The following is a 25,475-nucleotide window of genomic DNA, read 5'->3' on the forward strand; positions in this document are numbered from 1 at the left end:
CATCAAAAATTCCCATTTTTCCACAAGATCAAACCGCCTTTTATATCATGAGAAGAAAGCCAATTTATGTTTTAATGGAAAAAGACGAATCTATTAAAGGAGTAAGTTTATTATGAAGATATCCTTATTAATTGTGACGCATAACAGACTAAGTGCGCTGTGTGAGCTGCTTGAATCTATTTCGAGACAAACCGTACAGCCTTTTGAAATTGTAGTAGTGAATGATGCAGGTAAGCGAGTGGACATCATTCAGGAACTCTATCCTGAGCTTCCGATCCGCTTGATTCATTTAGATGAGAATGTCCAGCATGTCAATGCAAGAAATGTGGGGGTGCGTGAGCTGACAGGCGATGTCATCATGCTAAGTGACGACGATGATTATTTTACACCTTGTCATATCGAACGTATGAGCAAGGCGCTGGACGACGCCGATTTTGTCTTTTCTGACGCGGAAATAGTTTCATTTGAAGAAAAAGGCGCTACCCGTTTTCCATTATCGAGACGTTTGTTTGCTTATACAGCGGATATTGAGGATATGCGTGTCTTTTCTACATATGTTCCTTCGGGCAGTATGTATAAACGCCACATACACGAAGAGGTTGGCTACTTTGACCCGGCCATGCATCATTACTGGGATTGGGACTTTTTCTTGCGTGTATCACAACATGCGCGAGTAAAACGGGTACCAGCTGCCAGCGTGATCTATGCGTTTTTTGATGGCGGTGGTAATCAGTCTAGTGATCTTGGGGAAACAAGGAAGAACTACTTAGATGATCTAAGTGAAAAGCATGAACTGGGCGATCTGCCGACAGCTAATTTTGCTGTCCTATTAGAAGAACCAGCGATGAAAAAACGAGAATCAGAGAGTGAGATTGTGTGGGATGGAAAACCGATGATCTCAAGATTGGCACAGCAGACAGAAGGAGGAGAACCGCAATGAAGCCATTTTTAAATGATAGCTGGTGGGCTGTCATGAAGAGTGAATTTGAACAGCCGTATTATCAGGAATTACGTGAGTGGATGAAGGAAGAATATCGCACGCAGACCATTTTTCCGAAACCAGAAGACGTTTATCGTGCCCTTCATTTGACGTCGTATGAAGAGGTTAAAGTGGTGATTTTGGGACAAGATCCTTATCATGGCCCAGGACAGGCACATGGGTTAAGCTTTTCTGTTCAGCCTGGTGTCAGACAGCCGCCTTCTTTAAAAAATATTTTTCAGGAGCTAAAGGATGATCTTGGCTGTCCTGTCCCAAACCATGGCTCGCTTGTCAGCTGGGCAGAACAAGGTGTGCTGCTCTTAAACACCGTGCTCACTGTGAGAAAGGGTGAGGCGAATTCGCATAAAGGCAAGGGCTGGGAACGTGTGACAGACCGTGTGATTGATGTGCTGAATGAACGGGATCAGCCCGTCGTCTTTGTGTTATGGGGAAGACATGCCCAAAATAAGAAAGAACGCATTGATCAAAACAAGCATTACATCATTGAATCACCTCACCCAAGTCCTTTTTCTGCAAGAAACGGCTTTTTTGGCAGCCGTCCGTTTTCTCAGGCAAACGCATATTTAAAGCAACTGGGACTTGAGGAAATCAACTGGTGTATCAAGGATATTGAATGAAAATAGGACGAGGGGAAACCCCTTCGTCCTGTTTATTTTAAAAATTTACGAACAATGTCGAGTCCGTTTTTCGCATTTGGATAACGGAAGGAAAAATCAAAGCGATTGGTCTGGCGCAGGACACTTTTTTCATGCGTAAAGGTGGAAAAGCTTTCCTTACCATGATATCGTCCCATGCCGCTTTCACCGACGCCTCCAAACGGCAAGTAAGACGTGGCCACATGCATCAGTGTGTCGTTGATACAGCCTCCGCCAAATGAGAGGTTGTCTAGAATATAGGATTCTGTTTCTTTATTTGTTGTAAATAAGTAAAGGGCGAGCGGCTTCGGCCTTGCCTTGATCATGTCAGCTGCTTCATGCAGAGAATCAAATGTCATAACAGGCAGAATTGGTCCGAAAATTTCCTCCTGCATCACTGGATCTTCCCATGTGATGTGATCTAAAATTGTCGGTGCGATTTTAAGCTCTTGTTCGTTGCGCTGTCCGCCCGTCACGATCGTACCATTTGAAAGAAATTGTGAGAGCCTATCAAAATGACGCTGGCTCACATTTTTCCCAAAGTGCGGATGCGTTTCGGGTTGTTCGCCATAAAAGTCTCGGATACAAGCCGTCATTTCCCGCAAAAGGTCCTCTTTAATAGATTCATGAACAAGCAAATAGTCTGGTGCAATGCATGTTTGACCAGCATTGGTGAATTTCCCAAAAGTGATTCGCTTTGCAGCAAGCTTAATGTCTGCATCAGGCATGACAATGCAAGGGCTTTTTCCGCCAAGCTCAAGTGTGACAGGTGTCAGATGCTTTGCGGCGGCTTCCATGACGACTTTGCCGACAGCCACACTTCCAGTAAAGAAGATATAATCAAAGGGCAGCTTCAGCAACTCTGTACTGACATCTACACCGCCTTCTACGACTGCCGCATGATCTTCTTTAAACACACGTTCCACAATTGAGCCGATTACTTGTGAGACTTGCGGCGTCAGTTCTGACGGTTTTAATGTGACGGCATTTCCCGCAGAAATGGCTCCGACTAATGGAGAAAGGGCCAGTTGGAAAGGATAGTTCCAAGGGGCAATAATGAGCACACTTCCGTAAGGTTCCTTGATGATCATGCTTTTCGATCCAATATGAGTCAAAGGTGTTTTCGCGCGGGATGGCTTTGCCCATTTGTGAAGGTGCTTGATGGTATGATTGATTTCTTCATACACCATCCCAATCTCTGTTGTATAAGCTTCCTGTTCCGATTTATGTAAGTCATGTGCTAAGGCTTGTAAAATATCCTTTTCATGCTGTTTGATTTCTGCTTTCAAGTCTTTAAGGATGCGGATACGGTCTTGAACCGCCGGCTTGTGAAAGACTTTTTGTTTGTTAAAAAGAGCAGTGAGATTGTTCATTATTCAATCCTTTCATAGACAATGTTGTCCCTTTTATTATGTGTGAATAACCGATACTGGTCAAATAAGAGGTACATAAGCGCACTGCTTTGAAAAAATGAACCCATTTGGTTTGTTCATTTGGTAAAATAATGTTGAAAACGAATTTTTATGATTGGAGGGTCTACCCTTGAATATTCATATATCAAGTCTGCTTCAAAAAATGGAGGAAGCGATTCAAAAAGCGAAACACAGTGGAAATGATGAAGAGGTGAAGCGTCAAGTGGCGGCGATTTCTTCACTATGTGATGTCATTCTTGACGCGCCGTCACAGGTGCAAATGCCGCAGTCTTCGGTCATTTCACCACCTCCATCGATATCTACACCATCTGCACCGTCTGTGTCTACGGATCAAGCCATGCTTGAGAAGCTGATGGGCACTAGTGGTGCAAAAACATTTCAGCATAAAGAAGAAGGGCAAAAAGGGAAGGATGGGAACGGCGACTCTATTTTTGATTTTTAGTGGTCTTGTCACGACAAAGGGAAGGTGATCGGTTTGAAACTATTTTTGGGCGCCATTCAGTGGATGGCATTTTTTATCGCAGCTTCTATTGCAGTACCGATTGCGATTGCACAAGCGTTTGAATTGAATCAAGTGCAATCGGCAGAGCTGATTCAGAGTACATTCTTTTCACTTGGACTTGTGGCGATGGTGCAGTGTTTATGCGGCCATATGCTGCCAATCAATGAAAGTCCAGCAGGGCTGTGGTGGGGTGTGTATACCCTTTATGCAGGCATGACAGGGACGATCTTTGCGACGTATCCTGAAACCCTGCAAGCATTACAAGGGGCTTTAATTTTTAGTGCTGTTTTCTTTTTTATTTTTAGTTTATTTAAAATCATTAATTGGCTCGCATCTTTATTTACGCCAGTCGTCACAGGTATTTACCTGCTCTTACTTGTTGTGCAGTTAAGTCAGCCGATCATGAAAGGGCTGATGGGCATCGGCTATCGGGGAAATCAGGTGGACGGGCTTGTCTTTTGTTTATCGATCTTGATTATTGTCCTCACCTTCATGATCAGCCGTTCAAAATGGCATTACTTAAGACAGTTTTCTGTGTTATTCGCACTTGCAGGCGGGTGGCTGTTATTCGCTTTACTCGGATTGGCGAAGCCGGTTCGAATTCCTGAGCATATCATCGAGTTTCCGAAGCTGTTTCCATTCGGCATGCCGGTTTTTGACAGTGGATTGCTTGTCACGTCCTTTTTTATTACGATTTTACTCATTGTGAATATGCTGGCAAGTATTCGAATTGTGGAAAGTTCAGTGAAGGCATTTGGTGAACTGCGTGAGCGTAAAAGAGCTCGACCTGCTGGTTTTGTGGCGGCTTTTGGTCATCTACTAAGCGGGATGATCGGTGCGATTGCGCCTGTACCTATTTCGGGGGCAGCAGGCTTTATACAGACAACAAAAATTCCATCGAGAAAGCCATTTTTCCTCGGAAGCCTGCTCATTGTGTTGATTAGTTTATTCCCATTATTGATGAGCTTTTTCTCAGCATTGCCATCACCAGTAGGGCTCGCTGTGAACTTTGTGGTTTTCTCATCTATGATTGGGATCGCCATGTCTGAATTTGATCAATATGAAAAGGAAGAGGTTCCACGCATTCGATTTGTACTGGGGATTGCGGTTTTAGCAGGTGTAGGGGCGATGTTTGTTCCGCAGGCAGCCTTGAAAGGCATGCACCCTGTCTTGATTTCTTTATTAAGCAATGGTCTTGTTCTCGGTACACTCATTGCGATCGTTGTTGACCAAGTCTTGTTAAGAAAGAAGAAGAAATCCGACAATCTCGTGTCAGCATAAAAGGAAAGTTGAATGTCTGATGTGAGGCACGCTATGATAAACATAATGAACGAGATAAGGAGAATGACGAATGAAACTATTTTTCATATTAGGTGCAATTAATGCCATGCTTGCTGTTGGTCTTGGAGCCTTCGGTGCACATGGACTGGAAGGGAAAATCCCTGAAAAGTATATTGAGATATGGAATAAAGGTGTTCAATATCAGATGTTCCATGCGATTGGACTATTTATAGTGGCCTTTCTTGCAGATAAGCTGTCAGGTGTCTCTTTAGTACCGACCGCTGGCTGGGTAATGCTTGCAGGTATCCTTTTCTTCTCGGGAAGCCTTTATGTGCTGGCATTGACTCAGGTGAAGATTCTAGGTGCCATTACCCCAATTGGCGGAGTGGCATTTATCGCTTCTTGGATCATGCTTGTCATTGCAGCAGCAAAAAATTTATAAGTCAAAAAACCGATGCTCAGATGGGGCATCGGTTTTTTTTTAACTCCAATAAGGGGTGTAGTTGGGGGGTGCTTGATAATAAGGGACGTAGTGAGAAGGAGGGACAGGATGCGTTTGGGCCTCTTCCTCTCTGTGGCAGAACGGACCGATAAACACACCTGGTTTCACAGGCTGTGTCGCCTTCTTCCACTGCGTTTCGTTCATGCAATAAGTATGTGCCATGATGTGAGATGGGGTAAGGGTGAGAAGGTCTGAGCCTAGGATCACTTCTGGCGTAGATGCGTTAAAAATGGCTAACAAATGGGTTCTGTCCTGCAAGGCGACTTCATAGTGCCACCAGCCTTGAGGCACGTTCGCCACCTGCCCAGGGGTAATGGTATAGGTATGCAACTTTTTTGTGAATGGATTCAGCATGGATACAGCAGCAGAACCGGCTATACAGTAAACAAGCTCTGCGGCATTTTGGTGATAATGAGGCTCTACTACTTTGCTTTTACTCAAATATATATCCAGCAGGGATACTTGATCCAATGAGTTTAATTGTTTTTTTCCTAAAACATTTATCAGGTTATGTTGATCATATTTGACAAGGGGGCTTTGATTCAGATCGAATGAATATTTGATATTTGGTGATGTATAATCCAGCTCAACAGTCATTGATGTCACCTCTAGGCTTTTGATAAAAACTACTAGGCATCTTATGAGCGGCGCCAGAAAAGTGTGTCAAAAACCTAGTCAAAAGAAAAAAAGCAAGGGCGTCTGCGCCTTGCTTTTTGCTTGAAGTTATCTAGGAGAATACGTTGACATAGAGTATGGATAGTCATATTGAATTTCTCCATCAAACGTAATGTAATCAAGGTAGATCGTTAACAGTAAGTATCGTGTCCCTGTCTTGTTATCACTAATGATAATGTGGTCACGTCCTGCGGCTTCAATGACCCCTCTAAAAATCTTCGAATTCCATTCCTTACTCGCCTCAAACGTCATATAAATCGTGGCTACCTTGCCGCGGTTCAATCGTAAAATATTTTCAATATAGGACTGCTCAATTGGCAGCTGACCGGTGACATTCTGCTGATAAATCGGTCCAGATGGAATTTGATATGGCTGTCCGCCGCTCTGCGCGCCTTGGCCTCCTTGTGATGGACCAGTAGATGGCATTGGCGAAAAACCCTGCTGCATTTGACCTTGCATTTGACCCTGCGTTTGGGGAGGGACTGAATAACCCATCTGCTGCGCAGGATACGGATTTGCTCCATATTGTTGCTGGCGAAAATCTTGACCTTCGAAACCCGAACCTTGCCCAAATTGATTTTTCAATTTCATAACGTTCCTCCTCTTTCCTCATGGTGTTCTAAACAGAAGGCGTTTAAGCCTGTTGTTTCCATAGCATTCTTTCTCTCTTTCACACTATGAGACAGGAGGGGAGAATATGTACATTGAACGAAAAAAAGGAACTGCTTGAAGGAGTTCCCTTTACATCATCCAGTTGACAGCCCGCTGGACATCAAATAAAAGTGTCATGATGAGAAAAAATGCGGCCAGCGGTGTGATGACGACAATGAAGGCTTGCCATACTCTTAGCTTCATCACAGCGACTATGCCTAACACAGCCATCCCCAATATCCATGTCTTTGCATACGCATTAATAAGTTGCAATATATCGAGATAATACCAAACTTCAAAATGCTGATCTAAATATGGTGAGATTTTCACAAATGTATACGGACCGAGCATCCCCACAGTGGAAATCCAAGTAAGAGCAAATAAAGCGGAAGGGAAAATGACCGTCAGCGTGCAGGCCTTGAGCACATCTCGATAAGGCGTTTTATTGCCAAAAAAGAGCCGTCCTAACCACTGTAAAATGAGTGAACCGATAAATAGAATGAAATTGCCTGCTAAAATACCAAAACCCGCCCCATGTAACAGAATAAAAGGGAATGGAATATGATTGCCCATATACTCGCTAAAATACCCTTCGTAGATCCAGCTCGTACCAGCGATACTTGCAAGGAGCATCATCAGCCAAATGGGGATAGAGGAATGTTGGTATGAGCGAATAATCGTTTTTGTTGCGATGAAAATTTTTAAAAATCGAAAAAATCCTTTTGCTTCCTCTTCTTGGGAGAGATCACTTTTCATAGCTTCCAATGTTCTTTACTCCTTTAATACACACAAATGATTACTTATATTACCAAAAAGTTCGCGTTTTTCAAAGATAGATCAATAAAAAAATACAATTTTATAAAAAATAGGTCCCTCTACAGTCTCTTTAAGAGGAGACACATATGATAAACATAGTTTGAAAGAGACCGAGGTGAAAACTTTGACAAAAGTAACTGTCATTATGACGAGCTACAACAAGGCGGCTTACGTTGGCAGATCGATTGAAGCGGTACTGCAACAGACGTTGTCAGACCTTGAACTTTTTATCATGGATGATGGATCAAACGAAAAAACCCTTGCTGCTATTGAGCCTTTTCGAAAAGATTCGCGTGTTCATTTTATCCAAAGCGGTGTCAAAACGCTGGAGGAGAGAACAGCGAAAACCCGCTATGCTGTGCTCATTAATCAAGCATTAGAACAGGCAAAGGGCGAGTATATTTCCTATGCAACAGATGACAATGTCTACGCCCCGGATCGTTTAGAGAAGCTCATAAATTATCTAGATGCCCGCCCGGGTGAAGATATTGTCTATTCTGGTTCTAAAGTGATCTATTTAAATAGCAAAAAAGAGCCAGTGAAGGAAACGATTCGACCTGCGAAAACAGTGCAATGGAATGCACCCTGTGCCATTGATCATTGCTCAGTCGTTCATCGTGCATCTATTTTAACAAAAATTCATGCTGAATTTGGGTCCTACTGGGACGAGAGTCCGCATTTTTATCGAATAGGGGATGCCCGGTTCTTTTTTCGATTAAATCATTTTTATCCGTTCTACCCCTATGATGAAGTATTAGATACAAATTACATCACAGAACAGTCCATTCATTATCAGCTGGCAGAAGAAGAGAAAAGTGACTTTATTCAAGCACTTCCTCCGCAGTCTACCTGCTGGGAGCTCCGTCATATATTAAAACAAAGACATGGGAGATGACCTTAAGTGACGCACTATATTCATCATTATTGGCAAGTGTACTTTGAGTATGTGAATCTAATGAAGGACTTGTCCTATAAGCAAATTCCACTTGGCTTGATCAGTAATTTTTATCAATACATCAGCCCTGAAGTGAGAGAACATATGGAAGATGAAGCGTTTGGTCAAGAACTGACGACCACTTGTCCATCGCCGGAAGAGATTCAGCCATTTTTTGATCAACATAAACAGCAGATCAATCGTACCGCTTATCGTCCGACGAATGGAAAGGTATTGCTTCATTTCGAACACCTGCGCTTTACTGAACAAAATTACACACGGTTCCATCCGGATCAAACAGTGGTACTCGCTCGCTGGAAGAAGGCTGATTATTTCGGATTACCAGTCATCAGCAAGCCGGAATTAGCCGGAGAGGTTAATAAAGAAGCCCATGCTGAATATATTGAAAAAGCAAATGCTTTACTTAAACCTTACGCACAGCACCCTGTCTTTGGCAATGTCTTTTTTAGAGAAAAACTTCGGAAGGACATTGTGCAATTTATTGATGTGATTGACCAGACAGAAACACTATTTCACCTGCAGCCTATTGCAGCTGTCATTGTTGGGACGACGGAGGATGTTTACAGCCGTGTACTCGCTCTGCAAACAGTGAAACGCCATCTCACGAGTATCTGCCTTCAGCACGGCGCGCTCATGGGAGACGAAGCCTTTTTGCCGATTTTCACCACCTGCCACGGGGTGTTTGGAAAGTATGAAAAGGACTGGTATGAAGACAAAGGCTGTCAGCCTGAACAGGTGGAGATCACAGGTCATCCGAGATTTGATTTGGTGAAGGAACGAACGCCGCTTCAACAGGAACTATTATTTCGTAAATTGAACTTCAGTCCAGCCAGAAAGACAGTGCTTGTGGCAACACAGCCGTTTTCAGAAGCCTTCTATGGTGATGTTCTTAAAACGATTGCAAAACGCAAAGACATTCAACTGATCATGAAGCCGCATCCGTGGGAAATCGCCCGAAACCGTTTAGATGAGTACGTGGCCATTGAGCGGGCGTGGAACCATGTGAGGTTGATAAAAAAAGAAATCGACTTGTATGATCTGTTGCCGTATATGGATATGGTCATTACGCTCACATCAACAGTCGGTCTAGAAGCGATGCTTTTTGAAAAGAGTGTGCTGATTGGGAAAATGACAGAAGGCAGAAGATACCCTTATTACGAGTCGCTTGGCAGCTATCATATGGAAAACCCTGTTGAACTGGCTGAGAAAGCAATTCGTATTTTGTCGGATGAACAAGAGATGAAGCTGGCGAAACAGCAAGGTGGTCATTTCATTAAACAGCATTATCCGCATGCGCGATCTACCGATGTTCTGCTTTCTCTGCTCAAAACAAAAACAGGTGTGGATTTTCAGAGATGAAGATAGGGGTGTGCAAGCGATATGGGACAAAAGAGAGCACAATTTCTTCCTTATGCATTGCCTTTGATTGAGCAGGAGGAAATTGACGAAGTCATTGGAACATTAAAGTCCGGCTGGCTGTCAACCGGACCAAAAGTGAGGCAATTTGAAGAAGAATTTCGGCAGCTGACAGGTGTGAAACACGCGATAGCTGTCAATTCATGTACAGCTGCTCTATTTTTAGCGTTAAAGGCGAAGGGAATTGGGGCTGGTGATGAAGTGATCACAACCCCACTGACGTTCTGCGCAACAGCCAATACGATCATCCATACGGGAGCAGCACCTATTTTTGTCGATATTGATCCAGAGACTCTCAATCTGGATGCAGAGAAATTGGAAGCGGTCATCACACCACATACAAAAGCGATTGTACCTGTTCATTTTGCTGGTCAATCGTGCGATATGGACCGGATTTTGACCATTGCCAAAAAGTACGATTTGTTTGTGCTTGAGGATGCTGCTCATGCCCTCTATACGACGTATCATGGTCAGCCCATTGGATCAATTGGTGATGCAACCGCCTTTAGTTTTTATGCGACGAAAAATATAGCGACCGGAGAAGGCGGCATGCTGACGACAAATGATGATGCACTTGCCGCTCGAATCAGAAGACTAGCGCTCCATGGGATGAGCAAGGGAGCATGGAATCGTTATGGAGAAAAGGGAACATGGTACTACGAGGTCGAGGAACCTGGCTATAAAATGAACATGTTTGACGTGCAGGCGTCGTTAGGACTTGTTCAGCTAAGCAGGCTGGATGACATGCAGGCGCGCAGAGAACAGATTGCGAAAGCATACAATCAGGCTTTTCAAAAAGAAGCAGGGTTGATCTTGCCGCCTGTCCATCAAGAGGGAAGACATGCATGGCATTTGTACGTGCTGCAAGTTGATCCAAGAGAAGCATTCATCACACGTGATGAGATGATCGATCAGCTGCAAAAGGAGTATAAAATCGGCACAAGTGTTCACTTTATTCCTGTTCATTTGCACCCATACTATCAACAAACATACAACTATTTACCAGAGGATTTCCCTGAATCACTCACCTATTACAAGCGGACTCTCTCACTTCCTCTTTATCCAAGTATGACAGATGAAGATGTGCAGGATGTCATGACTGCGGTGTTATCTATTTTAAAAGATAAGAAGGCATCTTCATGAAGGTCGTTCATGCAATAGACGATCAGGTGCTCTCCACTTGGCTGGTGAAATATGGTCATCAAGCGGAACACATGAAAGGCTTCAAACAGTTTGCTCTTGTCAGCGGTGCCCAGCTTAGAGCGGTGTTGTTATACGATTGGTCAAAATGGGAGAGCGGCATTTTTGATCAGCATATTTTTCATGTGAAGTTTGTGGAAGCTGAGTCAGCGCTTATCTTTAAAGAGTTGATGGAGAGATTCATCAACTGGATGAGAACGGAGAAATGTGATTTCTTCTTTTTACGTCTTGAAGCAGCTGATCTTGAAAAAAACCGCATTGTCCAAAGGCTATCACATGTGTACTATGTCGGCGGTCTCACTCGGCTTGAGGCACCGCCTGCTCGAATGGAGATGCCATCAACTGGTCAAGATGTGATGATCAGTCTGCCAGCTGAAAATGAATACGATGAGGCAGTTTTACTAGGTGATCAGGCTTTTGTGAAAAGCCGGTATGCACTTGATCCATATTTAGACCAGAGTGTCGTCCAGCATTTCTATCAGGAATGGATGAGGAATAACTTACTCGGACGCGCAGATATCAATCTCGTGGCAAAGATGAACGATGAAGTGGTTGGTCTGATTCAAGGGATGACAAAGGGCGATGAGATGGCACTTGAGCTTTTTGCGATTAGACCGGATGCACAAGGAAAAGGGATTGGGAAGAAGCTATTTATTGAGATGATGAAGGTCTCTTATGATAGAGGGCATCGATTCATTTCTGCCGGGACACAGCTGCATAACACGACAGCCATCCAGCTGTATGAAAAGATGGGATTTAGAACAACAAATGCCTTTTTGTATTACCATGTGTGGCCAAAAAAAGGAGAGAGGTAAGATGGCACATTTCTATATTGGAGATCGCAAAGTGGGGGATGGTGCGCCTGTCTTTATCATTGCAGAGGCAGGCATTAACCATGATGGAAAGCTGGATCAGGCCCTTGCTTTAATTGATGTGGCAAAAGAAGCAGGTGCCGATGCGGTGAAGTTTCAGATGTTTCAAGCTGATCGGATGTATCAAAAGGAACCGGGTTTGTACGAAACGGCCAAAGGTGAAGAAGTGTCCATTTTTTCTTTAGTGGAACAAATGGAGCTGCCGCCAGAATGGCTGCCAGCTTTATTAACACGTTGTGAGGAAAAGGGACTGATCTTTTTAAGCACAGTGTGTGACGAGGAATCTGCGGATTTATTGAATCAAACCGATCCGCCTGCTTTTAAACTGGCATCCTATGAAATCAATCATTTACCTCTTTTGCGTCACACCGCTTCTTTTCAAAAGCCGATCATTTTTTCAACAGCTGGGGCAACCATTGCCGATGTTCATGAAGCATATGAGGCCATTACAAGCCAGCAAAATAAGCAAATCGCCATTATGCATTGTGTGGCAAAGTATCCTGCACCAAGAGCATTCACGAATCTTCGTGTGCTTCAAACCTTAACCTCAGCTTTTCCTGAGGCAGTCATTGGCTTTTCAGATCATAGTGAGCATCCGACTGAAGCGCCTGTTGCCGCTGTGAAGCTTGGGACAGCCATGATTGAAAAGCATTTTACAGTGGATAAAACATTACCTGGAGCAGATCATTCCTTTGCCCTTAATCCTGAAGAATTAAAGGAAATGGTTCAACATATTCGAGCAGCAGAAAAGCAACGAAATCAAACAGAAGCAGACGCTCATTCTGTGTCAGAGGAGCTTCTTGGCAGTTCTTATAAAACGACAACAGCCATTGAAGGTCAGATTCGTGAATTTGCGTATCGAGGGATTTTTACGACAAGAGACATTGCAAAGGGCGAGACATTGACTGCAGAAAATCTAGCTGTATTACGTCCAGGGCAAAAAAGCCAAGGCCTGCACCCGCGATACATGGAGCTTTTACTTGGCGCACAGGCTGTGAGAGACATCCCAGCCCATACAGGCGTTTCGTGGAAAGATGTGCTCACGGAGGAGTCCCAAAATGATCAATGATGTGCTCTTTGTGATACAGGCTAGGATGGGTTCGACAAGGCTGCCAAAAAAGGTAATGAAACCGATCGGAGGTATGGCGCTGATCGATTTGATTGTTGAACGGGTAAAGCAATCAAACCATTACAATCACAAAACGCAAAACCTCATGATCGCCACCACAGTTGAGGCAGAAGATGACCTGTTGGCTCATTATTGTTTATCAAAGGGCTATAAGGTGTTTCGTGGCAGTGAGACGGATGTGCTGCAGCGTTTTGCTCAGATTGTCCGTCAGTTTGAACCACAAACTGTTGTACGCTTAACGGGAGATAATCCATTCATAGATCCGGCACTTTTGTCGAAAATGCTTGAAAAACATAGACTGGAGAAGGCTGATTACACGTATACAAACGGAACACCACTCGGTATTTCCGGGGAAATGATTGATGCACCTATTTTAAGTGAAATCGACAATTTTCCCCTCTCGCAGCCGGAGCGTGAGCATGTCACACTGTATATCAGAAAGCATCCTGAGCAATTTCACCTTCAATTATTCACACCGCCCAAAGAACTTGCATATCCTGCTTATCGATTCACAATTGATACAGAAGAAGATTACGTGTTTGCTACCCGTTTACTTGAGAAAGCTGGTGGTTCCATTGCTGCGCCAACGGCTGAGCTCATATCCATCTGTGAACAAGATCCAGACATTGTTCGGTTGAATCAATTTGTGAGACAGAAGGATGCTGAATGAACAAAAAAATCATGATTGTTGTCTATGGTGGTTTTTTAAGAGGGATGGGGCATGTCATCAGAATGAAACGGTTAGCAAGGGAGCTGCTTGAGGAGGGGAACGACCTATTTTTCTATACAAATGAGCAGATTTGTGTAGAAATGCTTTCGCATCCAGATTGGCACGTCCACATGGTGCAGGAGTCAAATGCGCTCCTTCAGCTGCGGCAGGATATGAAAGAGCTGAAGCCAGATCTCCTACTGATTGATGTCATTGAATGTGACCTGTACTTCCTCCGAATGATTAAGCATTCCTGCGGCCCTGCAAGGCTGGTCTTATTCGAGGAAAAAAGAGCGGAAGCCTGTCAGCTTGCGGATGCTGTCGTGAACGGTATTTATGGAGGGCTGGACGGGAAGCACATGCAAGTCAATGGGACGACATATTTTTATGGAACGCCTTATTTATTGTTAGATCATGAGATTGGCAGATTAAAAGACACATATGAGGTTCGAAAAGAATGCAAAAAGGTGGTCATCAGTCTTGGGGGCAGTGATCCGCGCGGATTGTTACCGAAGGCTGTATCAGCACTCCTCACAGCAAATCATTTACACATTCTAGGGATTACAGGAAAAGCCTCTCATATCAAAGAACAAGTAGACGCTGAGCATATTCAATTCATTCGTCATACAGATCAATTAACTGCCCTGCTATGGGAAGCTGATTTGGCTATTGTGGCAGGAGGCATGACATTATATGAGGCGGTTTGTATAGGGGTGCCCAGCATTGTACTTTCGCAAGTAGACCATCAAGCAGTTACAGCCAGTAATTTTGCGCAAAAGGGAGCCTGTCTACATCTTGGATTAGGTGATCATGTGGAAGAAACAGATATATTACGTGCTGCTCGAAGGCTGTCCGGCAGCTACTTTCTCCGCAGGAGTATCCATCTCAACGGACGGACACTCATTGATGGAAAAGGAACCGAACGAGTGAAAAACATTCTTATACACCTCATGAATCATCACCAAAAAGAACATAAGGATGTGTAGATGTGAAGGGAGTTATTTTAGCAGGAGGAAAAGGATCGCGACTGGCCCCATTAACGAAGATTTTTAACAAACATTTATTGCCGGTTGGTCCATATCCGATGATTTATTGGTCATTGTTCAAACTGAAAGAAGCAGGTATTTTAGATGTGATGCTGATTTCACAAGAAGAACAAATCCCGCTGTTTCAAAAATTGCTTGAGGGCGATCAGGGACTTGGGATGAACATTGTTTATCAAGTACAGCCAGAGGCTTCTGGCATTTCAGACGGTTTATCCTATGCAAAGCCCTTTGTAGAAGGAGAGAAGTTTGTGCTCATGCTTGGTGATAACGTATTTGAGGATTCATTAAGCCCTTTTGTCGAAGCCTTTCAGCGGCAAGAAAGCGGAGCTAAGGTCCTTTTGAAAGAAGTCGCAGATCCGAAGCGGTTTGGCATTGCAGAAATTGATGCTGCACACCACCGGATTTTATCAATAGAAGAAAAGCCAGAGCATCCGCGTTCATCCTATTGCGTCACTGGTATCTATTTTTATGATCAAGAAGTCTTTCAATATATTGAGAAAATCTCGCCGTCAGATCGAGGCGAATTAGAGATTACAGATGTGAATAATCTCTATATCTCTAATAGCCAACTGACCTATGATATGTTAAAAGGGTGGTGGATTGATGCTGGAACACATGAATCTCTCCACCAAGCATCTACGAAAATGTTTGAAACGATGAAGAAAAAAGAGGGATACGAATGACGAAGTCTTATTTAATAACAGGCGGTGCGGGATTTATCGGACTGAATTTTGTGAAACTGCTGCTTCAGGAATCAGATGTCCGGCTCACCGTATTTGATAAATTAACGTATGCCAGTCATCCAGAGGAAGTGGATCAATTATCAAATCTGCCTCATTTCCGTTTTATTCAAGGGGATATCACCCTGCAGCATGAGCTGGATCAAGTATTTGATGAAGCCTATGATGCCATCATTCATTTTGCAGCAGAATCGCATGTCGATCGCAGTATTGAATCGGCAGAACCTTTTATTCAAACAAACGTCCTTGGTACCTATCGTATGCTGGAAGCTGTCTTAAAGGGAAAGGCGAAAAAACTCATTCATATTTCAACAGATGAAGTATATGGAGATTTGGAGCTGGATGATCCTGCTTTCACAGAACAAACACCACTCTCACCGAATAATCCTTATTCAGCAAGCAAGGCGAGTTCAGACCTGCTTGTGAAATCCTATATCCACACCCACCAATTACCCGCAATGATCACACGATGCAGCAATAACTATGGACCCTATCAGCATGAGGAGAAATTAATCCCGACCATTATCAGAAAAGCGGTCAATGGCGAAAAGATTCCGATTTATGGAGACGGCCAGCAGATTCGTGATTGGCTGTATGTAGAGGATCATGCGAGAGCTGTGAAGCAGGTAGTAGAGAACGGGACAGCCGGGCAGGTGTACAATATTGGCGGTGGCAACGAGAAAACGAATCTCGATTTAACCAAAACCATTCTCACTCAACTTGGCATCAGTCATGACCAAATTGCGTTTATTCAAGATCGAAAAGGGCATGACAGACGGTATGCTATTGATGCCAGTAAGCTAAAAGGAGAGCTCGGCTGGGCGCAGGAGACTTCATTTGAAGAAGGTATCGAAAAAACGATCAATTGGTATCGTGCCAAATATGATCAGAGCGAAGAAGGGTGACGGATGAAAGTTTTAATCACCGGTGCAGGCGGTCAATTAGGGAAAGAATTGAGCAAACAGCTCAAGGAAAAAAACTTCATCGTCATTGCCTTAACAAGGAGCATGCTCAATATCGCAGATCAACAGGCAGTCAGACACGCGATGAGACATTTCCGGCCTGATATTGTTGTCAGTGCGGCAGCATATACATCTGTTGATCAATGTGAAATAGAAACGGAAAAGGCCTATCTTGTGAATGGCATTGGCGCCTATTATACAGCGCTGGAAGCAAAGAACGTAGGGGCAGATGTGTTACATGTCAGTACAGATTATGTGTTTGACGGGCAAGCAGCTACCCCTTATCAGGTCGATGCACAGGCGGATCCTCAAACCATTTATGGAAAGAGTAAAAAGCTTGGTGAGGAATTGATTCACCTTGTGTCAGATGAAGTGAAAATCATCCGTACATCTTGGCTCTATGGACATGAGGGACACAACTTTGTGAATACCATTCTTCGGCTCGCTCAAACGAAGGATCATTTGCGCATTGTGAATGATCAAATAGGCTCTCCTACGTATACAAAGGATGTAGCAGAGGCCTTGATTCATTTAATTGATCAGAAGGCAGGCATTTATCATGTCAGTAACCGAGAGAGTTGTTCCTGGTTTGATTTTGCGTCAGAAATTGTTGCGAAAAGCGGCCTGTCTACAACCATTGAGTCGATTTCCACGGAAGAGTATGGCTTCCAAACACCTCGTCCAGCCTATTCTGTTTTAGACCTTCAAGCGATTGAAGCCACAGGCTGGCAGCCAAGACATTGGAAGGATGCACTTCACGAATATTTGCAGAAAGAAGGGAGATGGTATCAGCATGATTGATGGTGTACAAACGAAAAAACTCATGAAACATTGTGATGATCGCGGCTTTTTTGCAGAGCTCATTCGAGATGACGAACCGATGCTGAAGCGCTTTGGGCAGGCGTCGTGGTCGAAAAGCTTTCCAGGAGTGATCAAAGCCTTTCATTACCATGAAAAACAAGACGATGTTTGGTTTTTTCCAGCAGGTCATGCACAGGTTGTTTTATACGATTTGAGAGAGGGTTCTCCGACAAACGGTCAAACCGATGTGTATTATATGGGAGAAGATAATCCGATGCTGCTTCTTATTCCGAAAGGTGTTGCACATGGCTACCGTGTGCTAGGCGAGACGCCGCTGCAAATTGTTTATTTTACTACAGAATCCTACGACCCGAAAAACCCAGATGAAAAGAGAATCGCTTGGAATGATCAGACGATCGGGTTTGACTGGGAAACGACGTTTAAATAGAGAACAGAGGCCTTTCGCAGGAGAAAGGTCTTTTTTTGTTGAAATACATTCTGTATGTGTCATTTTATGTATATTTACTAAGTTGAAAAGAAAAGGGATGTGGATGAGTTTGTCTAAAAGAATTGCATTTGTAACAGGAGCAAGTACAGGGATTGGAAAGGCGATCGCCATAAAGCTAGCTGCTCAGGACGATGTAAAGGTCATCATCAATTCGAGAAATCAATCCTCACTAGAACAGACGCAGCAGCACATTCAAGACATGGCAGAAACAAAGGAGCCGGTGGCTCTTTTCTGTGGTGACATGTCGCATGAGGCAGTGAGGGCTAAGGCCTTTGCGGTAATAGAAAAAGAGTTTGGCAGACTGGATGTGTTAATCAATAACATTCCAGGAGGGAAGCCAGATACATTTGATTCATGTGAAAGTGAGCAGATGCTGGCAGCTTTTTCGCAAAAAGCCATTGCGTACGTTGATACGATGAAGCGTGCGGCAGCCATGATGAAAAGACATGAATATGGACGTATCATTCAAATTGTCGGAAACCTTTGGAAGGAGCCTGGTGACCAAATGTTTACGAACAGTATGATGAATGCAGCGATTATCAATGCAAGTAAAAATGCAGCCACACAGCTAGCACCTTCTGGGATTACGGTGAACTGTTTAAATCCAGGGTTTATTGCAACAGATCGGTATGAACAATTTATCGGGAACATGATGTGTGAAAAGGCATTATCGCGGGAAGAAGCTGTACAGGCTGTCGCTTCAGGTATCCCGATGCAAAGAGTGGGCTCACCGAGTGAGATGGCTTCATTGGCAGCTTTTATCGCATCAGAGGAAGCCTCCTATCTCACAGGACAACAAATATCTGTCGACGGTGGTTCGATGAAGAGTATATAACATCAAAAACCCGCTACATGCGGGTTTTTTGATGAAAGTGAATCGGAAGGATATGAAGCCGGTCGATAAACAGTGCAAGCTGATCAATTGGAGCAACCATTGAGATGCGTACATGACGTCTTCCATGTGCACCAAACACACCTCCAGGCGTCACAACGACATCAGCATGTTCGAGTAAATAGTCAGCAAATGCATGAGAATCCTTGAAATCATCAGGGATAGGAGCCCACAAATAAAAGGCGCCGGCTGGACGTTCAATGGTCCACCCAAGCTGCTTTTCTGCTTGATGGATGAAGAAATTCATTCGTTCGAGGTACGCTTCTCTCAATGATTGAAGATGACCATCATCACTTTGCAAGGCAATGGTGGCAGCCTGTTGAAATCCGCCATACATACTGACAAATACATGATCTTGAAAGGCGTTAATGGCATTGATGATTTCCTCATTTCCAACAGCAAAAGCGACTCTCCATCCCGCCATATTAAACGTCTTTGATAGAGAATATAACTCCACTCCTACGCTTTTTCCATGAGGAGCATTCATAAAGCTTACTGGTTTTTGCTCATAATGAAATGAACCATAGGCGAAATCATGAATCACATGCAGTCCGTGAGCGTCCGCAAATTCAGCAGCCTCTTCAAAAAATGCCTCATTTGCCACAGCACCAGTTGGGTTATTCGGGTAATTTAAGAAAAGGACCTTTGCCTTTTTTAACACCTCAGGATCAATTGAAGAGAGATTAGGCAAATAGCCATTCTTCTCATCAAGCTGGATACAGAATGGCTTTGCGTCAGCCATTAAAATTCCTGAATGATATTCTGGGTATCCTGGATCGGGGACGAGTGCGATATCCCCTGGATCAAGCAGGCACTGACTCATGACATAAAGACCCGTTTTCCCACCATTGAAAAGGGCAATTTCCTTTTGGGGGTCAATCTCAGCACCGAATTCCTTTCTATAAAAATCTGCAATGGCTTGCTTGAAAAAGTCAAAGCCTCTAAAGGGTGCATATTGCTGGAATTGCAAAGTCCCCGCTGACTCTTGAAGGGCGCTCACGATATGTGCAGGAGTAGGAAGATCGGGATTTCCTTGACCAAGGTTTATGATGTTCGCTCCGTTTTGTGTTTTATGCGCAATTTTCTCAAATACGGTTCCAAATTTCTGTTCTGGCAGCCGTTCAATCATGTTAGATGGTAAGATTTTCACCACATTAGCCTCTCTTTCTATCCCTTCACTAATTCATCCATCAACTGAATCGTTGCCTGCTTCTGAATGTTGCGGATGGACGAGGCAACATTTTGTGAGGAGGACCCTTTTAATTCAAGAGACACGATGCCATTAAAGGCTTCAAATAAAGATAGATCCACAAAGGTGCCTTTGGATGGGACTGATTTACTGACGATCACTGTATCTCCAACTAAAGCGTCCTGCGGAATATGAACATGATCAATGGTGATATGCGTGACCTCTGGCGGTATGTGTCCGCTCTCTTTGAAATGCTGAGGGTATAAATGGCAGTCTGCCATATAATAGGTGTGTCCAGAAAGCAGATGTTTTGGCAGTTCAGCCTTTTTTCCATCGACTAATACATCAATCAGCAGCTTGGCCATATCCACTCCAAAGACCTTTTTGATATTCGGAATCATATTCCAGCCGGCAAATCTAGCCGCTGATTCGATCAGTCCGGTTTCTCGATTTTTCATGAGCTTGATCTCTGTATGGGTTGCGCAGTTTTCAAGACCTAACCCTTCATTTGCCTTTCTTGCTGCCTCAATGATGATTTGCTGAGCTTCATTGTCTAAAATCGACGGAGTGATATGAGCTGTTTCTGTAAAACCGATTTGAGGGGTCTTATCATGAATGACAAAAGGGGTATATTCACCCTCGACGACCAACCCTTCAACACTGACATAATCAGAATATCCCTCTTCTTGATACCAATCCTCGTAAGCACCCTCTAAATACGTTTCAGCGACAAACGGTGCTTCATATGTCACAGCGTTTGGGACTGGAATGGTTTGCAAATAGGATTGTACGTTTAAAAAGAGATCATCACAGCCTGCTCGATCATGAAAAAGGGTAACGCCAATGGAGCTAGCTAAATATGTAGGCTTTAAAATAAGCGGTGTACCGATATGCTCAATGGCTTTCTGGAAATCAGATAAAGTGGTGACAGGCTGAGTTTTCACCGCTTTGACACCAGCAGCGTTGAATGCAGCCCTCATTTAACTTTTATCACGCGCCATTTCAGCTGCCTTTACCCCGGCACCGCGCAGTCCAAGACGTTCAGCGGCTTTCGCCATTGGTGCAATGAATAATTCATTATTAGTGGTCAGCGCATCTGCTTTGAAAAAGGAAGCCACTCGGATCAGGTCTCCCACAACTTCTTCTTCTGATTTCAGATAATCATCATGTGCCCAATAAATAGAATCAGGGTGTTCAAAAGAAGGGTGTGTATCAAAATAATCACGGTCTTTGATGACCGCAATGGAGTATTTTTCGATTAGCTCAGCGTGTCCCTTTGTAATGGCAAAGGGTCTTGGGATATAAGAAACAATATGATACGATGCCGCCACGCTTTCATAAAACATATGGGGCGGGCATCCTCCTAAGTCAGCGATGACAAGTACGGTTTTTTTACTCAATGAAAGCACTCCTTTTTATCTAGCGGTGTAACCGCCATCTGCTGTGACAACACTCCCAGTCATATAGCTGGATAGATCAGAGGCGAGAAATAGCATCACGCCAGCAATTTCTTCGGGTTTTCCAAGACGTAACAAAGGATTCACCTTTGCTTTTTCCTTTTTGACAACCTCTAGACTTTCTGAGTGATTGTCTAAAAAGGATTTTTCATTTAACGGCGTATCAATGATTCCTGGGGCGATACAATTCACCCTAATTTGGTGGTCGGCATAGTCGATCGCCATTGACTTGGTTAGTTGGATGACACCGCCCTTTGTTGCGTTGTATGCAGGAATGTCTGGCCATCCAACGAGACCCCCAACAGATCCAGTATTAATAATACTTCCGCTTTTCTTTTCAAGCATATGTGGCAATGTATGCTTACTCATGAGAAATACGCCAGTGAGGTTGACCTGTAGAATGTGGTTCCAATCCTCTAACGTCATCTCGTGAATAGGAGAGACAATTTCAATGCCTGCATTGTTAATCAAAACATCAATGGTCCCGAAACGGCTCAGCACGGCCTGAACGGTTTGACGACAGTCAGCCTCATTTGTTATATCCGTTTTGAAAAACGCAAGATGCTCATGCGACAATGATTCGACGATTTGTGTGCCGCTTTGTTCATTGATGTCAGCCACTGCTACTTTTGCCCCGTGCTCAAGGAAGAGCTTGACGGCCGCAAGCCCAATCCCTGATGCACCTCCTGTAATCAGGACGACTTTTCCAGCAATGTTCATTTCTTCACCTTAGATGCTTTTGGCTTCAAACGATTATAACGGGGAGGGAAGAAGAGATTAATAGATTTTGATGCTTCTGGCTTTGGATTTATCGCACCGTGATCTTCCTTTGGATCACAGAAATAGGTGGTGCCAAATTCCATTTTTTCTGTAAAGCCTTCAATCGTCATATCATAGCCACCGCTGATGCAAATGCCGATTTGTTCATTTCGGTGCTTATGAAAAGGCATTTCTCCGCCGTTTCCAGGGATGTTGGCAATCATGAGCTCCATCCAATCCTCCACAAAAAAGGTCACTTCCATGCCAGGGAGTAAATCCCGTGTTTTGAAAATATCTAAGAAATAAGTGGGAGGAGCCGTATATTCTTCACCATCCTTTAATCTCTTAATATCGATTGCTATCACTTCTTCATCTGTCAGATTAGATGCGCCGTGAGGGACAAACGGTGGTGCGATATAGGCTGATTCTAATGGGGTGAGCAATTGGGTAGATTGGCCGACTGTCATTTGAAGCTCGCCTTTTAATACGATTCCGATTTGGGCTTCGGGATGCTTGTGAGGTTCTATGATTGTGTGAGGAGGAACGTATGAAATTAACACTTCAGTATCGCCTCGTACAGTGGAATATTGGGTGACGCCATTATCCCATTCTATTTTTTTCGCTTGAGGAAAATATCGTTCTTGCGTCTTTTGTTCAGTTTGCATATTAAATCTCTCCTTTTCCAAATATGGACCAGCTCATGGGTATGCTTTTAAACGTTCGAATGAAGGTGAGGCCGTAAGTGACCCTGGCAACCTCGTTGGTTAAGGCGAAATCAAATTCGCCGTCTCTTACTTTTTGGGCGGCAGTACTTGTGGAATTGACAAGTTCAAATTCAGCATTTTGATGAATGAAATATTGAATTAAATTGACAGGTGCAGGATGAGAGACAATTTTTAAATGGTGAAGCATTTGTTCTTGAAATGGGAAATCTGGTCTGACAGCCAAACCATACATGGGTGTATCACATCTGAAAATTTGTAAAAGCTGTAGGTCGGGTCTCATGTAGAAATGTTTGATTCCTTCGTATGCGTGTGGAACGAGAGTGTATTGAAGTGAGTTAGAGAGAGTGTGTTCAATGCAAGTTTCGAATGTGTCGTAAAGGGATAGTTTCGTATGGGTGCCGAGTGTAGTGGTGGAATGAGAGATGAAATGTTTTGCTGCATATTCACTGCTTGTCCCCTTAGGGCCTAGTGTATTGACTGTAAACATCTTAGGTGAAACGATGGGCTCTTCTTTGAAATGAAAAACATCATTCTTTAAGATCATGTTTACCATCCAATCTTTTTTCAAATTTTTACTAGATTATAAAAAATAAAATTGGCAATTGTCAACAAAATTTATAAAAAATGTATTTTATGATGATATTAAAAATTGATCTAAAAAACTGCACATATCAAGATGTGCAGTGAAATGAGCTTATGTTTCAAATGTGTTTTTATGTTCTTGATGTAAGGCACGTTCACGTTTATAGCTGACGAAGCTAATGATACAACCAACAAGAGTAATGAATGCACATACCAGCCCTACGGTATGATAGCCGAGATGGATATACACTGGTCCCATAAGAGCGGAACCGAGCATAACGGCAAGATTGGAAGCAAGACTGTAAAAAGCCATCACTTTCCCTCGATGGGTTTGGGAGCAGTCGCTCAGAACGGTGCTCAGAAGCGTGACGGATAGACTTTGCATCGCACCCCAAATAAATAGGGCAAAAATCAGCAAAAACCATGAGAACGGTGCATAAGGAAGTAAGGCTAGAACGAGCGTAATTCCACCTAGCACAAAGAAGAGAGAACGCGTTTTACCGAACCAGTCTGCTAATTTCCCGGTAAATACACTCATAGAAAAGCCGACGCCGTAAGCCATGATTAGAAGTCCTGCCGTCGATTGCCCTCCAGAAAACAGACTTTGCAGATAAGCTCCTAAAAACGAGTACATACCATAAAATCCAAGCATATTACAAAATGTCACGGTCAAATAGGCAGGGACACGATCGATTTTCAAAGCTCCCCATAAAGAGCCTGTTTTCCCACTAGCTTGAGGTGCCTTCGTATCAGCTGTTGCGATTTGTTTTCGAGATTCAAGGATGACGAGCAGCAATACAATGAGACTCATCATAGCGAAGATCCAAAATGTCCAGCGCCAGTTCAAACTTTGGCCGATAAATGCTCCAATCGGTACACCAAGCACAAGAGAAAGAGACCAGCTTGACACAATGAGTCCCATCACTTTGCCTCGATATTCGTAAGGAACCCGGTCGCCCACAAGAGCATAGGCCGTTGGCACAAATACACCAGTCGCCAGCCCAGAAATGGCACGGCCAGCAAAAAACACCGCCAGATTCGGTGCAGCAGCACACATCACTGTTCCGATCAAGAAGAAAGAAAGCCCAATGATCAAACACAGTTCTCTTGAATATCGGTCTCCTAAAGGAACGAGTAGTGGTGCTCCGACCAGCACAGCTAACCCATAAATACTGATGGAGAGGGCGAGAATATCAAGAGAGTGCTGAAAGGAGTTAGATAAATCAGGCAGCAGTGGTGAAATCACCAGTTCTTCCGATCCCGCCGCAAAGACGCCAAGTGTGAGCGCAATGGCAAGTGTGATGGGAAACGTTTTAGAAGCCTGGCTGTCTAAAGATTCTTTCATCAGGTGATCCCTCCATACTTGCTTTTTCATTCAATTCCGTTAAAATAAATTCTACCATTATTTAGTTTTATTTTACATTTCATATCATAAGTATCATCATAAAATACTTTTCAAATGGAACGATTTTGGGATAGGAGGGTAACGAATGAAAATCACCGATGTGGATGTGCATATTTTAAACGAATTGAGAGAAGATGCTCGCTTATCGATGAGGGAATTGTCCAAACGAGTTAATTTATCGGCGCCTGCGGTAGCAGAAAGAGTGCGAAAACTAGAGGATGCAGGGATCATTGAAGGTTACTCCGTCCAGGTCAATTATAAAAAGCTTGGTCTGATGATTGACTGTTTACTGGAAGTCACCGTATTAAATGGGGAGTATCAGCGTTTTGTGACATTTATGAACCAGCATCCACGTGCGTTCTTTGCTTATCGAGTGGCAGGACAGTCCTGTTTTTTCATTAAGCTGTCTGTTGCTTCACTTGAAGAAATTGAAGCGTTTATTCAAGATGTGTCTGGTTTTACAAAAACGGTCTCCCATATTGTCTTGTCAGAGCACTCTTTTTCTCATCCCATTCAGGAACGTGTGAAACAAATAGAAGAGCCAGAAATGACCGTGGTGAAATAGAAAAAGGACCTGTCTCAGGTCCTTTCAGCGTGAAGACAAACCCTCGCATTCGTTGTCAATCCTGCGCG

General features: G+C 43.6%; 27 protein-coding genes and 1 pseudogene. 18 read left to right on the forward strand and 10 right to left on the reverse strand.

All coding sequences use genetic code 11. From position 1 onward, the window contains the following. Positions 1-112: 112 nt before the first annotated feature. Together BA70_RS11095 and BA70_RS11100 are read left to right on the forward strand one after the other, a co-directional pair. The gene (locus tag BA70_RS11095; RefSeq protein ID WP_034322006.1) at positions 113-940 is read left to right on the forward strand and encodes a glycosyltransferase family 2 protein; all 828 of its coding nucleotides are present in this window, start codon (positions 113-115) and stop codon (positions 938-940) included. Beyond that, entirely contained in the window at positions 937-1,617 is a 681-nt protein-coding gene (locus BA70_RS11100; RefSeq protein WP_034322008.1) for a uracil-DNA glycosylase, read from the forward strand. Before BA70_RS11095 ends, BA70_RS11100 begins: the two co-directional genes overlap by 4 nt. 32 nt (positions 1,618-1,649) lie before the next feature. Here BA70_RS11100 and BA70_RS11105 read toward each other — a convergent pair whose 3' ends face one another. After that, complete coding sequence (locus BA70_RS11105; RefSeq protein WP_034322011.1) at positions 1,650-3,008, reverse strand: aldehyde dehydrogenase; 1,359 nt, start codon at positions 3,006-3,008, stop codon at positions 1,650-1,652. Positions 3,009-3,177: 169 nt separating this feature from the next. Between BA70_RS11105 and BA70_RS11110 the strand changes: the two genes are divergently transcribed. From BA70_RS11110 to BA70_RS11120, 3 genes are all read left to right on the forward strand, one after another. Next, complete coding sequence (locus BA70_RS11110; protein WP_034322014.1) at positions 3,178-3,510, forward strand: YwdI family protein; 333 nt, start codon at positions 3,178-3,180, stop codon at positions 3,508-3,510. 33 nt (positions 3,511-3,543) lie between these two features. Then, positions 3,544-4,851 carry a purine/pyrimidine permease gene (locus tag BA70_RS11115; RefSeq protein ID WP_034322016.1) on the forward strand — a complete coding sequence of 436 codons (1,308 nt, stop codon included), beginning with the start codon at positions 3,544-3,546 and terminating at the stop codon, positions 4,849-4,851. 70 nt (positions 4,852-4,921) lie between these two features. Continuing rightward, entirely contained in the window at positions 4,922-5,293 is a 372-nt protein-coding gene (locus tag BA70_RS11120) for a DUF423 domain-containing protein (protein ID WP_003215282.1), read from the forward strand. A 39-nt stretch (positions 5,294-5,332) separates the two neighbouring features. Here the strand turns inward: BA70_RS11120 and BA70_RS11125 are convergent, their stop codons facing one another. From BA70_RS11125 to BA70_RS11135, 3 genes are all read right to left on the reverse strand, one after another. After that, positions 5,333-5,950 carry a cupin domain-containing protein gene (locus tag BA70_RS11125; protein WP_034322019.1) on the reverse strand — a complete coding sequence of 206 codons (618 nt, stop codon included), beginning with the start codon at positions 5,948-5,950 and terminating at the stop codon, positions 5,333-5,335. A 126-nt stretch (positions 5,951-6,076) separates the two neighbouring features. Further along, on the reverse strand, positions 6,077-6,619 hold the full coding sequence (gene gerQ / locus BA70_RS11130) for a spore coat protein GerQ (RefSeq protein WP_034322022.1): 543 nt from the start codon (positions 6,617-6,619) through the stop codon (positions 6,077-6,079). 150 nt (positions 6,620-6,769) lie between these two features. Further along, complete coding sequence (locus BA70_RS11135; protein WP_034322025.1) at positions 6,770-7,444, reverse strand: YIP1 family protein; 675 nt, start codon at positions 7,442-7,444, stop codon at positions 6,770-6,772. Between the two features lie 175 nt (positions 7,445-7,619). Between BA70_RS11135 and BA70_RS11140 the strand changes: the two genes are divergently transcribed. The 12 genes from BA70_RS11140 to BA70_RS11195 all read left to right on the forward strand — a co-directional run bounded on the left by BA70_RS11140 (position 7,620) and on the right by BA70_RS11195 (position 18,668). After that, a complete protein-coding gene (locus BA70_RS11140) occupies positions 7,620-8,390 on the forward strand; it encodes a glycosyltransferase family 2 protein (RefSeq protein ID WP_034322088.1) in 771 nt (256 codons plus the stop codon). A 6-nt stretch (positions 8,391-8,396) separates the two neighbouring features. Next, the gene (locus BA70_RS11145; protein WP_034322028.1) at positions 8,397-9,809 is read left to right on the forward strand and encodes a capsular polysaccharide export protein, LipB/KpsS family; all 1,413 of its coding nucleotides are present in this window, start codon (positions 8,397-8,399) and stop codon (positions 9,807-9,809) included. A 21-nt stretch (positions 9,810-9,830) separates the two neighbouring features. Further along, positions 9,831-11,009 carry a DegT/DnrJ/EryC1/StrS family aminotransferase gene (locus tag BA70_RS11150; RefSeq protein WP_034322031.1) on the forward strand — a complete coding sequence of 393 codons (1,179 nt, stop codon included), beginning with the start codon at positions 9,831-9,833 and terminating at the stop codon, positions 11,007-11,009. Beyond that, a complete protein-coding gene (locus tag BA70_RS11155) occupies positions 11,006-11,881 on the forward strand; it encodes a GNAT family N-acetyltransferase (protein ID WP_034322034.1) in 876 nt (291 codons plus the stop codon). The genes BA70_RS11150 and BA70_RS11155 overlap by 4 nt, the downstream gene beginning before the upstream one ends. Position 11,882: 1 nt before the next feature. After that, on the forward strand, positions 11,883-13,007 hold the full coding sequence (locus BA70_RS11160) for an N-acetylneuraminate synthase family protein (protein ID WP_034322037.1): 1,125 nt from the start codon (positions 11,883-11,885) through the stop codon (positions 13,005-13,007). Then, positions 12,997-13,737 carry a cytidylyltransferase domain-containing protein gene (locus tag BA70_RS11165; protein ID WP_034322040.1) on the forward strand — a complete coding sequence of 247 codons (741 nt, stop codon included), beginning with the start codon at positions 12,997-12,999 and terminating at the stop codon, positions 13,735-13,737. Before BA70_RS11160 ends, BA70_RS11165 begins: the two co-directional genes overlap by 11 nt. Then, a complete protein-coding gene (locus BA70_RS11170) occupies positions 13,734-14,762 on the forward strand; it encodes a PseG/SpsG family protein (RefSeq protein ID WP_034322042.1) in 1,029 nt (342 codons plus the stop codon). The genes BA70_RS11165 and BA70_RS11170 overlap by 4 nt, the downstream gene beginning before the upstream one ends. Positions 14,763-14,764: 2 nt before the next feature. Further along, positions 14,765-15,505, forward strand: a complete 741-nt coding sequence (locus tag BA70_RS11175) for a sugar phosphate nucleotidyltransferase (RefSeq protein ID WP_034322044.1) — start codon at positions 14,765-14,767, stop codon at positions 15,503-15,505. Next, positions 15,502-16,467: a dTDP-glucose 4,6-dehydratase gene (rfbB, locus tag BA70_RS11180; protein WP_034322047.1), complete on the forward strand. Its 966-nt coding sequence runs from the start codon at positions 15,502-15,504 to the stop codon at positions 16,465-16,467. Before BA70_RS11175 ends, rfbB begins: the two co-directional genes overlap by 4 nt. Before the next feature lie 3 nt (positions 16,468-16,470). Then, positions 16,471-17,325, forward strand: coding sequence for a dTDP-4-dehydrorhamnose reductase (gene rfbD / locus BA70_RS11185; protein ID WP_034322049.1), 855 nt, complete (start codon positions 16,471-16,473; stop codon positions 17,323-17,325). Further along, positions 17,318-17,773: a dTDP-4-dehydrorhamnose 3,5-epimerase family protein gene (locus tag BA70_RS11190; RefSeq protein WP_034322052.1), complete on the forward strand. Its 456-nt coding sequence runs from the start codon at positions 17,318-17,320 to the stop codon at positions 17,771-17,773. Before rfbD ends, BA70_RS11190 begins: the two co-directional genes overlap by 8 nt. Before the next feature lie 103 nt (positions 17,774-17,876). After that, positions 17,877-18,668: an SDR family oxidoreductase gene (locus BA70_RS11195; RefSeq protein ID WP_275574585.1), complete on the forward strand. Its 792-nt coding sequence runs from the start codon at positions 17,877-17,879 to the stop codon at positions 18,666-18,668. 13 nt (positions 18,669-18,681) lie between these two features. Here the strand turns inward: BA70_RS11195 and BA70_RS11200 are convergent, their stop codons facing one another. The 6 genes and pseudogenes from BA70_RS11200 to BA70_RS11225 all read right to left on the reverse strand — a co-directional run bounded on the left by BA70_RS11200 (position 18,682) and on the right by BA70_RS11225 (position 24,782). Beyond that, on the reverse strand, positions 18,682-19,875 hold the full coding sequence (locus tag BA70_RS11200; protein WP_034322091.1) for an aminotransferase class I/II-fold pyridoxal phosphate-dependent enzyme: 1,194 nt from the start codon (positions 19,873-19,875) through the stop codon (positions 18,682-18,684). 17 nt (positions 19,876-19,892) lie between these two features. Then, positions 19,893-21,314 (reverse strand): annotated as a pseudogene (locus BA70_RS11205) (ATP-grasp domain-containing protein). 15 nt (positions 21,315-21,329) lie between these two features. Next, complete coding sequence (locus BA70_RS11210) at positions 21,330-22,091, reverse strand: glucose 1-dehydrogenase (protein WP_034322055.1); 762 nt, start codon at positions 22,089-22,091, stop codon at positions 21,330-21,332. After that, a complete protein-coding gene (gene bacB / locus BA70_RS11215) occupies positions 22,088-22,795 on the reverse strand; it encodes a 3-((4R)-4-hydroxycyclohexa-1,5-dien-1-yl)-2-oxopropanoate isomerase (RefSeq protein WP_034322057.1) in 708 nt (235 codons plus the stop codon). Before bacB ends, BA70_RS11210 begins: the two co-directional genes overlap by 4 nt. Before the next feature lies 1 nt (position 22,796). Continuing rightward, positions 22,797-23,399: a type 2 periplasmic-binding domain-containing protein gene (locus BA70_RS11220; RefSeq protein ID WP_034322058.1), complete on the reverse strand. Its 603-nt coding sequence runs from the start codon at positions 23,397-23,399 to the stop codon at positions 22,797-22,799. Between the two features lie 150 nt (positions 23,400-23,549). Next, positions 23,550-24,782 (reverse strand): MFS transporter, encoded by a 1,233-nt coding sequence (locus BA70_RS11225; RefSeq protein ID WP_034322059.1) that lies wholly within the window; start codon positions 24,780-24,782, stop codon positions 23,550-23,552. A gap of 145 nt (positions 24,783-24,927) precedes the next feature. On the opposite strand from BA70_RS11225, the gene BA70_RS11230 reads away from it, so the two are divergent. After that, positions 24,928-25,407, forward strand: coding sequence for an Lrp/AsnC family transcriptional regulator (locus BA70_RS11230; RefSeq protein WP_034322061.1), 480 nt, complete (start codon positions 24,928-24,930; stop codon positions 25,405-25,407). The last annotated feature ends 68 nt before the right edge of the window (positions 25,408-25,475 follow it).

This window comes from Bacillus zhangzhouensis (assembly GCF_000715205.1).
Classification (GTDB): Bacteria; Bacillota; Bacilli; order Bacillales; family Bacillaceae; genus Bacillus; species Bacillus zhangzhouensis.

Coding starts and splice junctions, on each gene's coding strand:
- rfbD (WP_034322049.1), top strand. CDS start 16,471: ATGAAAGTTTTAATCACCGGTGCAGGCGGTCAATTAGGGAAAGAATTG.
- BA70_RS11195 (WP_275574585.1), top strand. CDS start 17,877: ATGAGTTTGTCTAAAAGAATTGCATTTGTAACAGGAGCAAGTACAGGG.
- BA70_RS11105 (WP_034322011.1), bottom strand. CDS start 3,008: ATGAACAATCTCACTGCTCTTTTTAACAAACAAAAAGTCTTTCACAAG.
- BA70_RS11210 (WP_034322055.1), bottom strand. CDS start 22,091: ATGAACATTGCTGGAAAAGTCGTCCTGATTACAGGAGGTGCATCAGGG.
- BA70_RS11095 (WP_034322006.1), top strand. CDS start 113: ATGAAGATATCCTTATTAATTGTGACGCATAACAGACTAAGTGCGCTG.
- BA70_RS11125 (WP_034322019.1), bottom strand. CDS start 5,950: ATGACTGTTGAGCTGGATTATACATCACCAAATATCAAATATTCATTC.
- BA70_RS11100 (WP_034322008.1), top strand. CDS start 937: ATGAAGCCATTTTTAAATGATAGCTGGTGGGCTGTCATGAAGAGTGAA.
- BA70_RS11170 (WP_034322042.1), top strand. CDS start 13,734: ATGAACAAAAAAATCATGATTGTTGTCTATGGTGGTTTTTTAAGAGGG.
- BA70_RS11155 (WP_034322034.1), top strand. CDS start 11,006: ATGAAGGTCGTTCATGCAATAGACGATCAGGTGCTCTCCACTTGGCTG.
- gerQ (WP_034322022.1), bottom strand. CDS start 6,619: ATGAAATTGAAAAATCAATTTGGGCAAGGTTCGGGTTTCGAAGGTCAA.
- rfbB (WP_034322047.1), top strand. CDS start 15,502: ATGACGAAGTCTTATTTAATAACAGGCGGTGCGGGATTTATCGGACTG.
- BA70_RS11225 (WP_034322059.1), bottom strand. CDS start 24,782: ATGAAAGAATCTTTAGACAGCCAGGCTTCTAAAACGTTTCCCATCACA.
- bacB (WP_034322057.1), bottom strand. CDS start 22,795: ATGCAAACTGAACAAAAGACGCAAGAACGATATTTTCCTCAAGCGAAA.
- BA70_RS11190 (WP_034322052.1), top strand. CDS start 17,318: ATGATTGATGGTGTACAAACGAAAAAACTCATGAAACATTGTGATGAT.
- BA70_RS11230 (WP_034322061.1), top strand. CDS start 24,928: ATGAAAATCACCGATGTGGATGTGCATATTTTAAACGAATTGAGAGAA.
- BA70_RS11165 (WP_034322040.1), top strand. CDS start 12,997: ATGATCAATGATGTGCTCTTTGTGATACAGGCTAGGATGGGTTCGACA.
- BA70_RS11160 (WP_034322037.1), top strand. CDS start 11,883: ATGGCACATTTCTATATTGGAGATCGCAAAGTGGGGGATGGTGCGCCT.
- BA70_RS11220 (WP_034322058.1), bottom strand. CDS start 23,399: ATGATCTTAAAGAATGATGTTTTTCATTTCAAAGAAGAGCCCATCGTT.
- BA70_RS11120 (WP_003215282.1), top strand. CDS start 4,922: ATGAAACTATTTTTCATATTAGGTGCAATTAATGCCATGCTTGCTGTT.
- BA70_RS11150 (WP_034322031.1), top strand. CDS start 9,831: ATGGGACAAAAGAGAGCACAATTTCTTCCTTATGCATTGCCTTTGATT.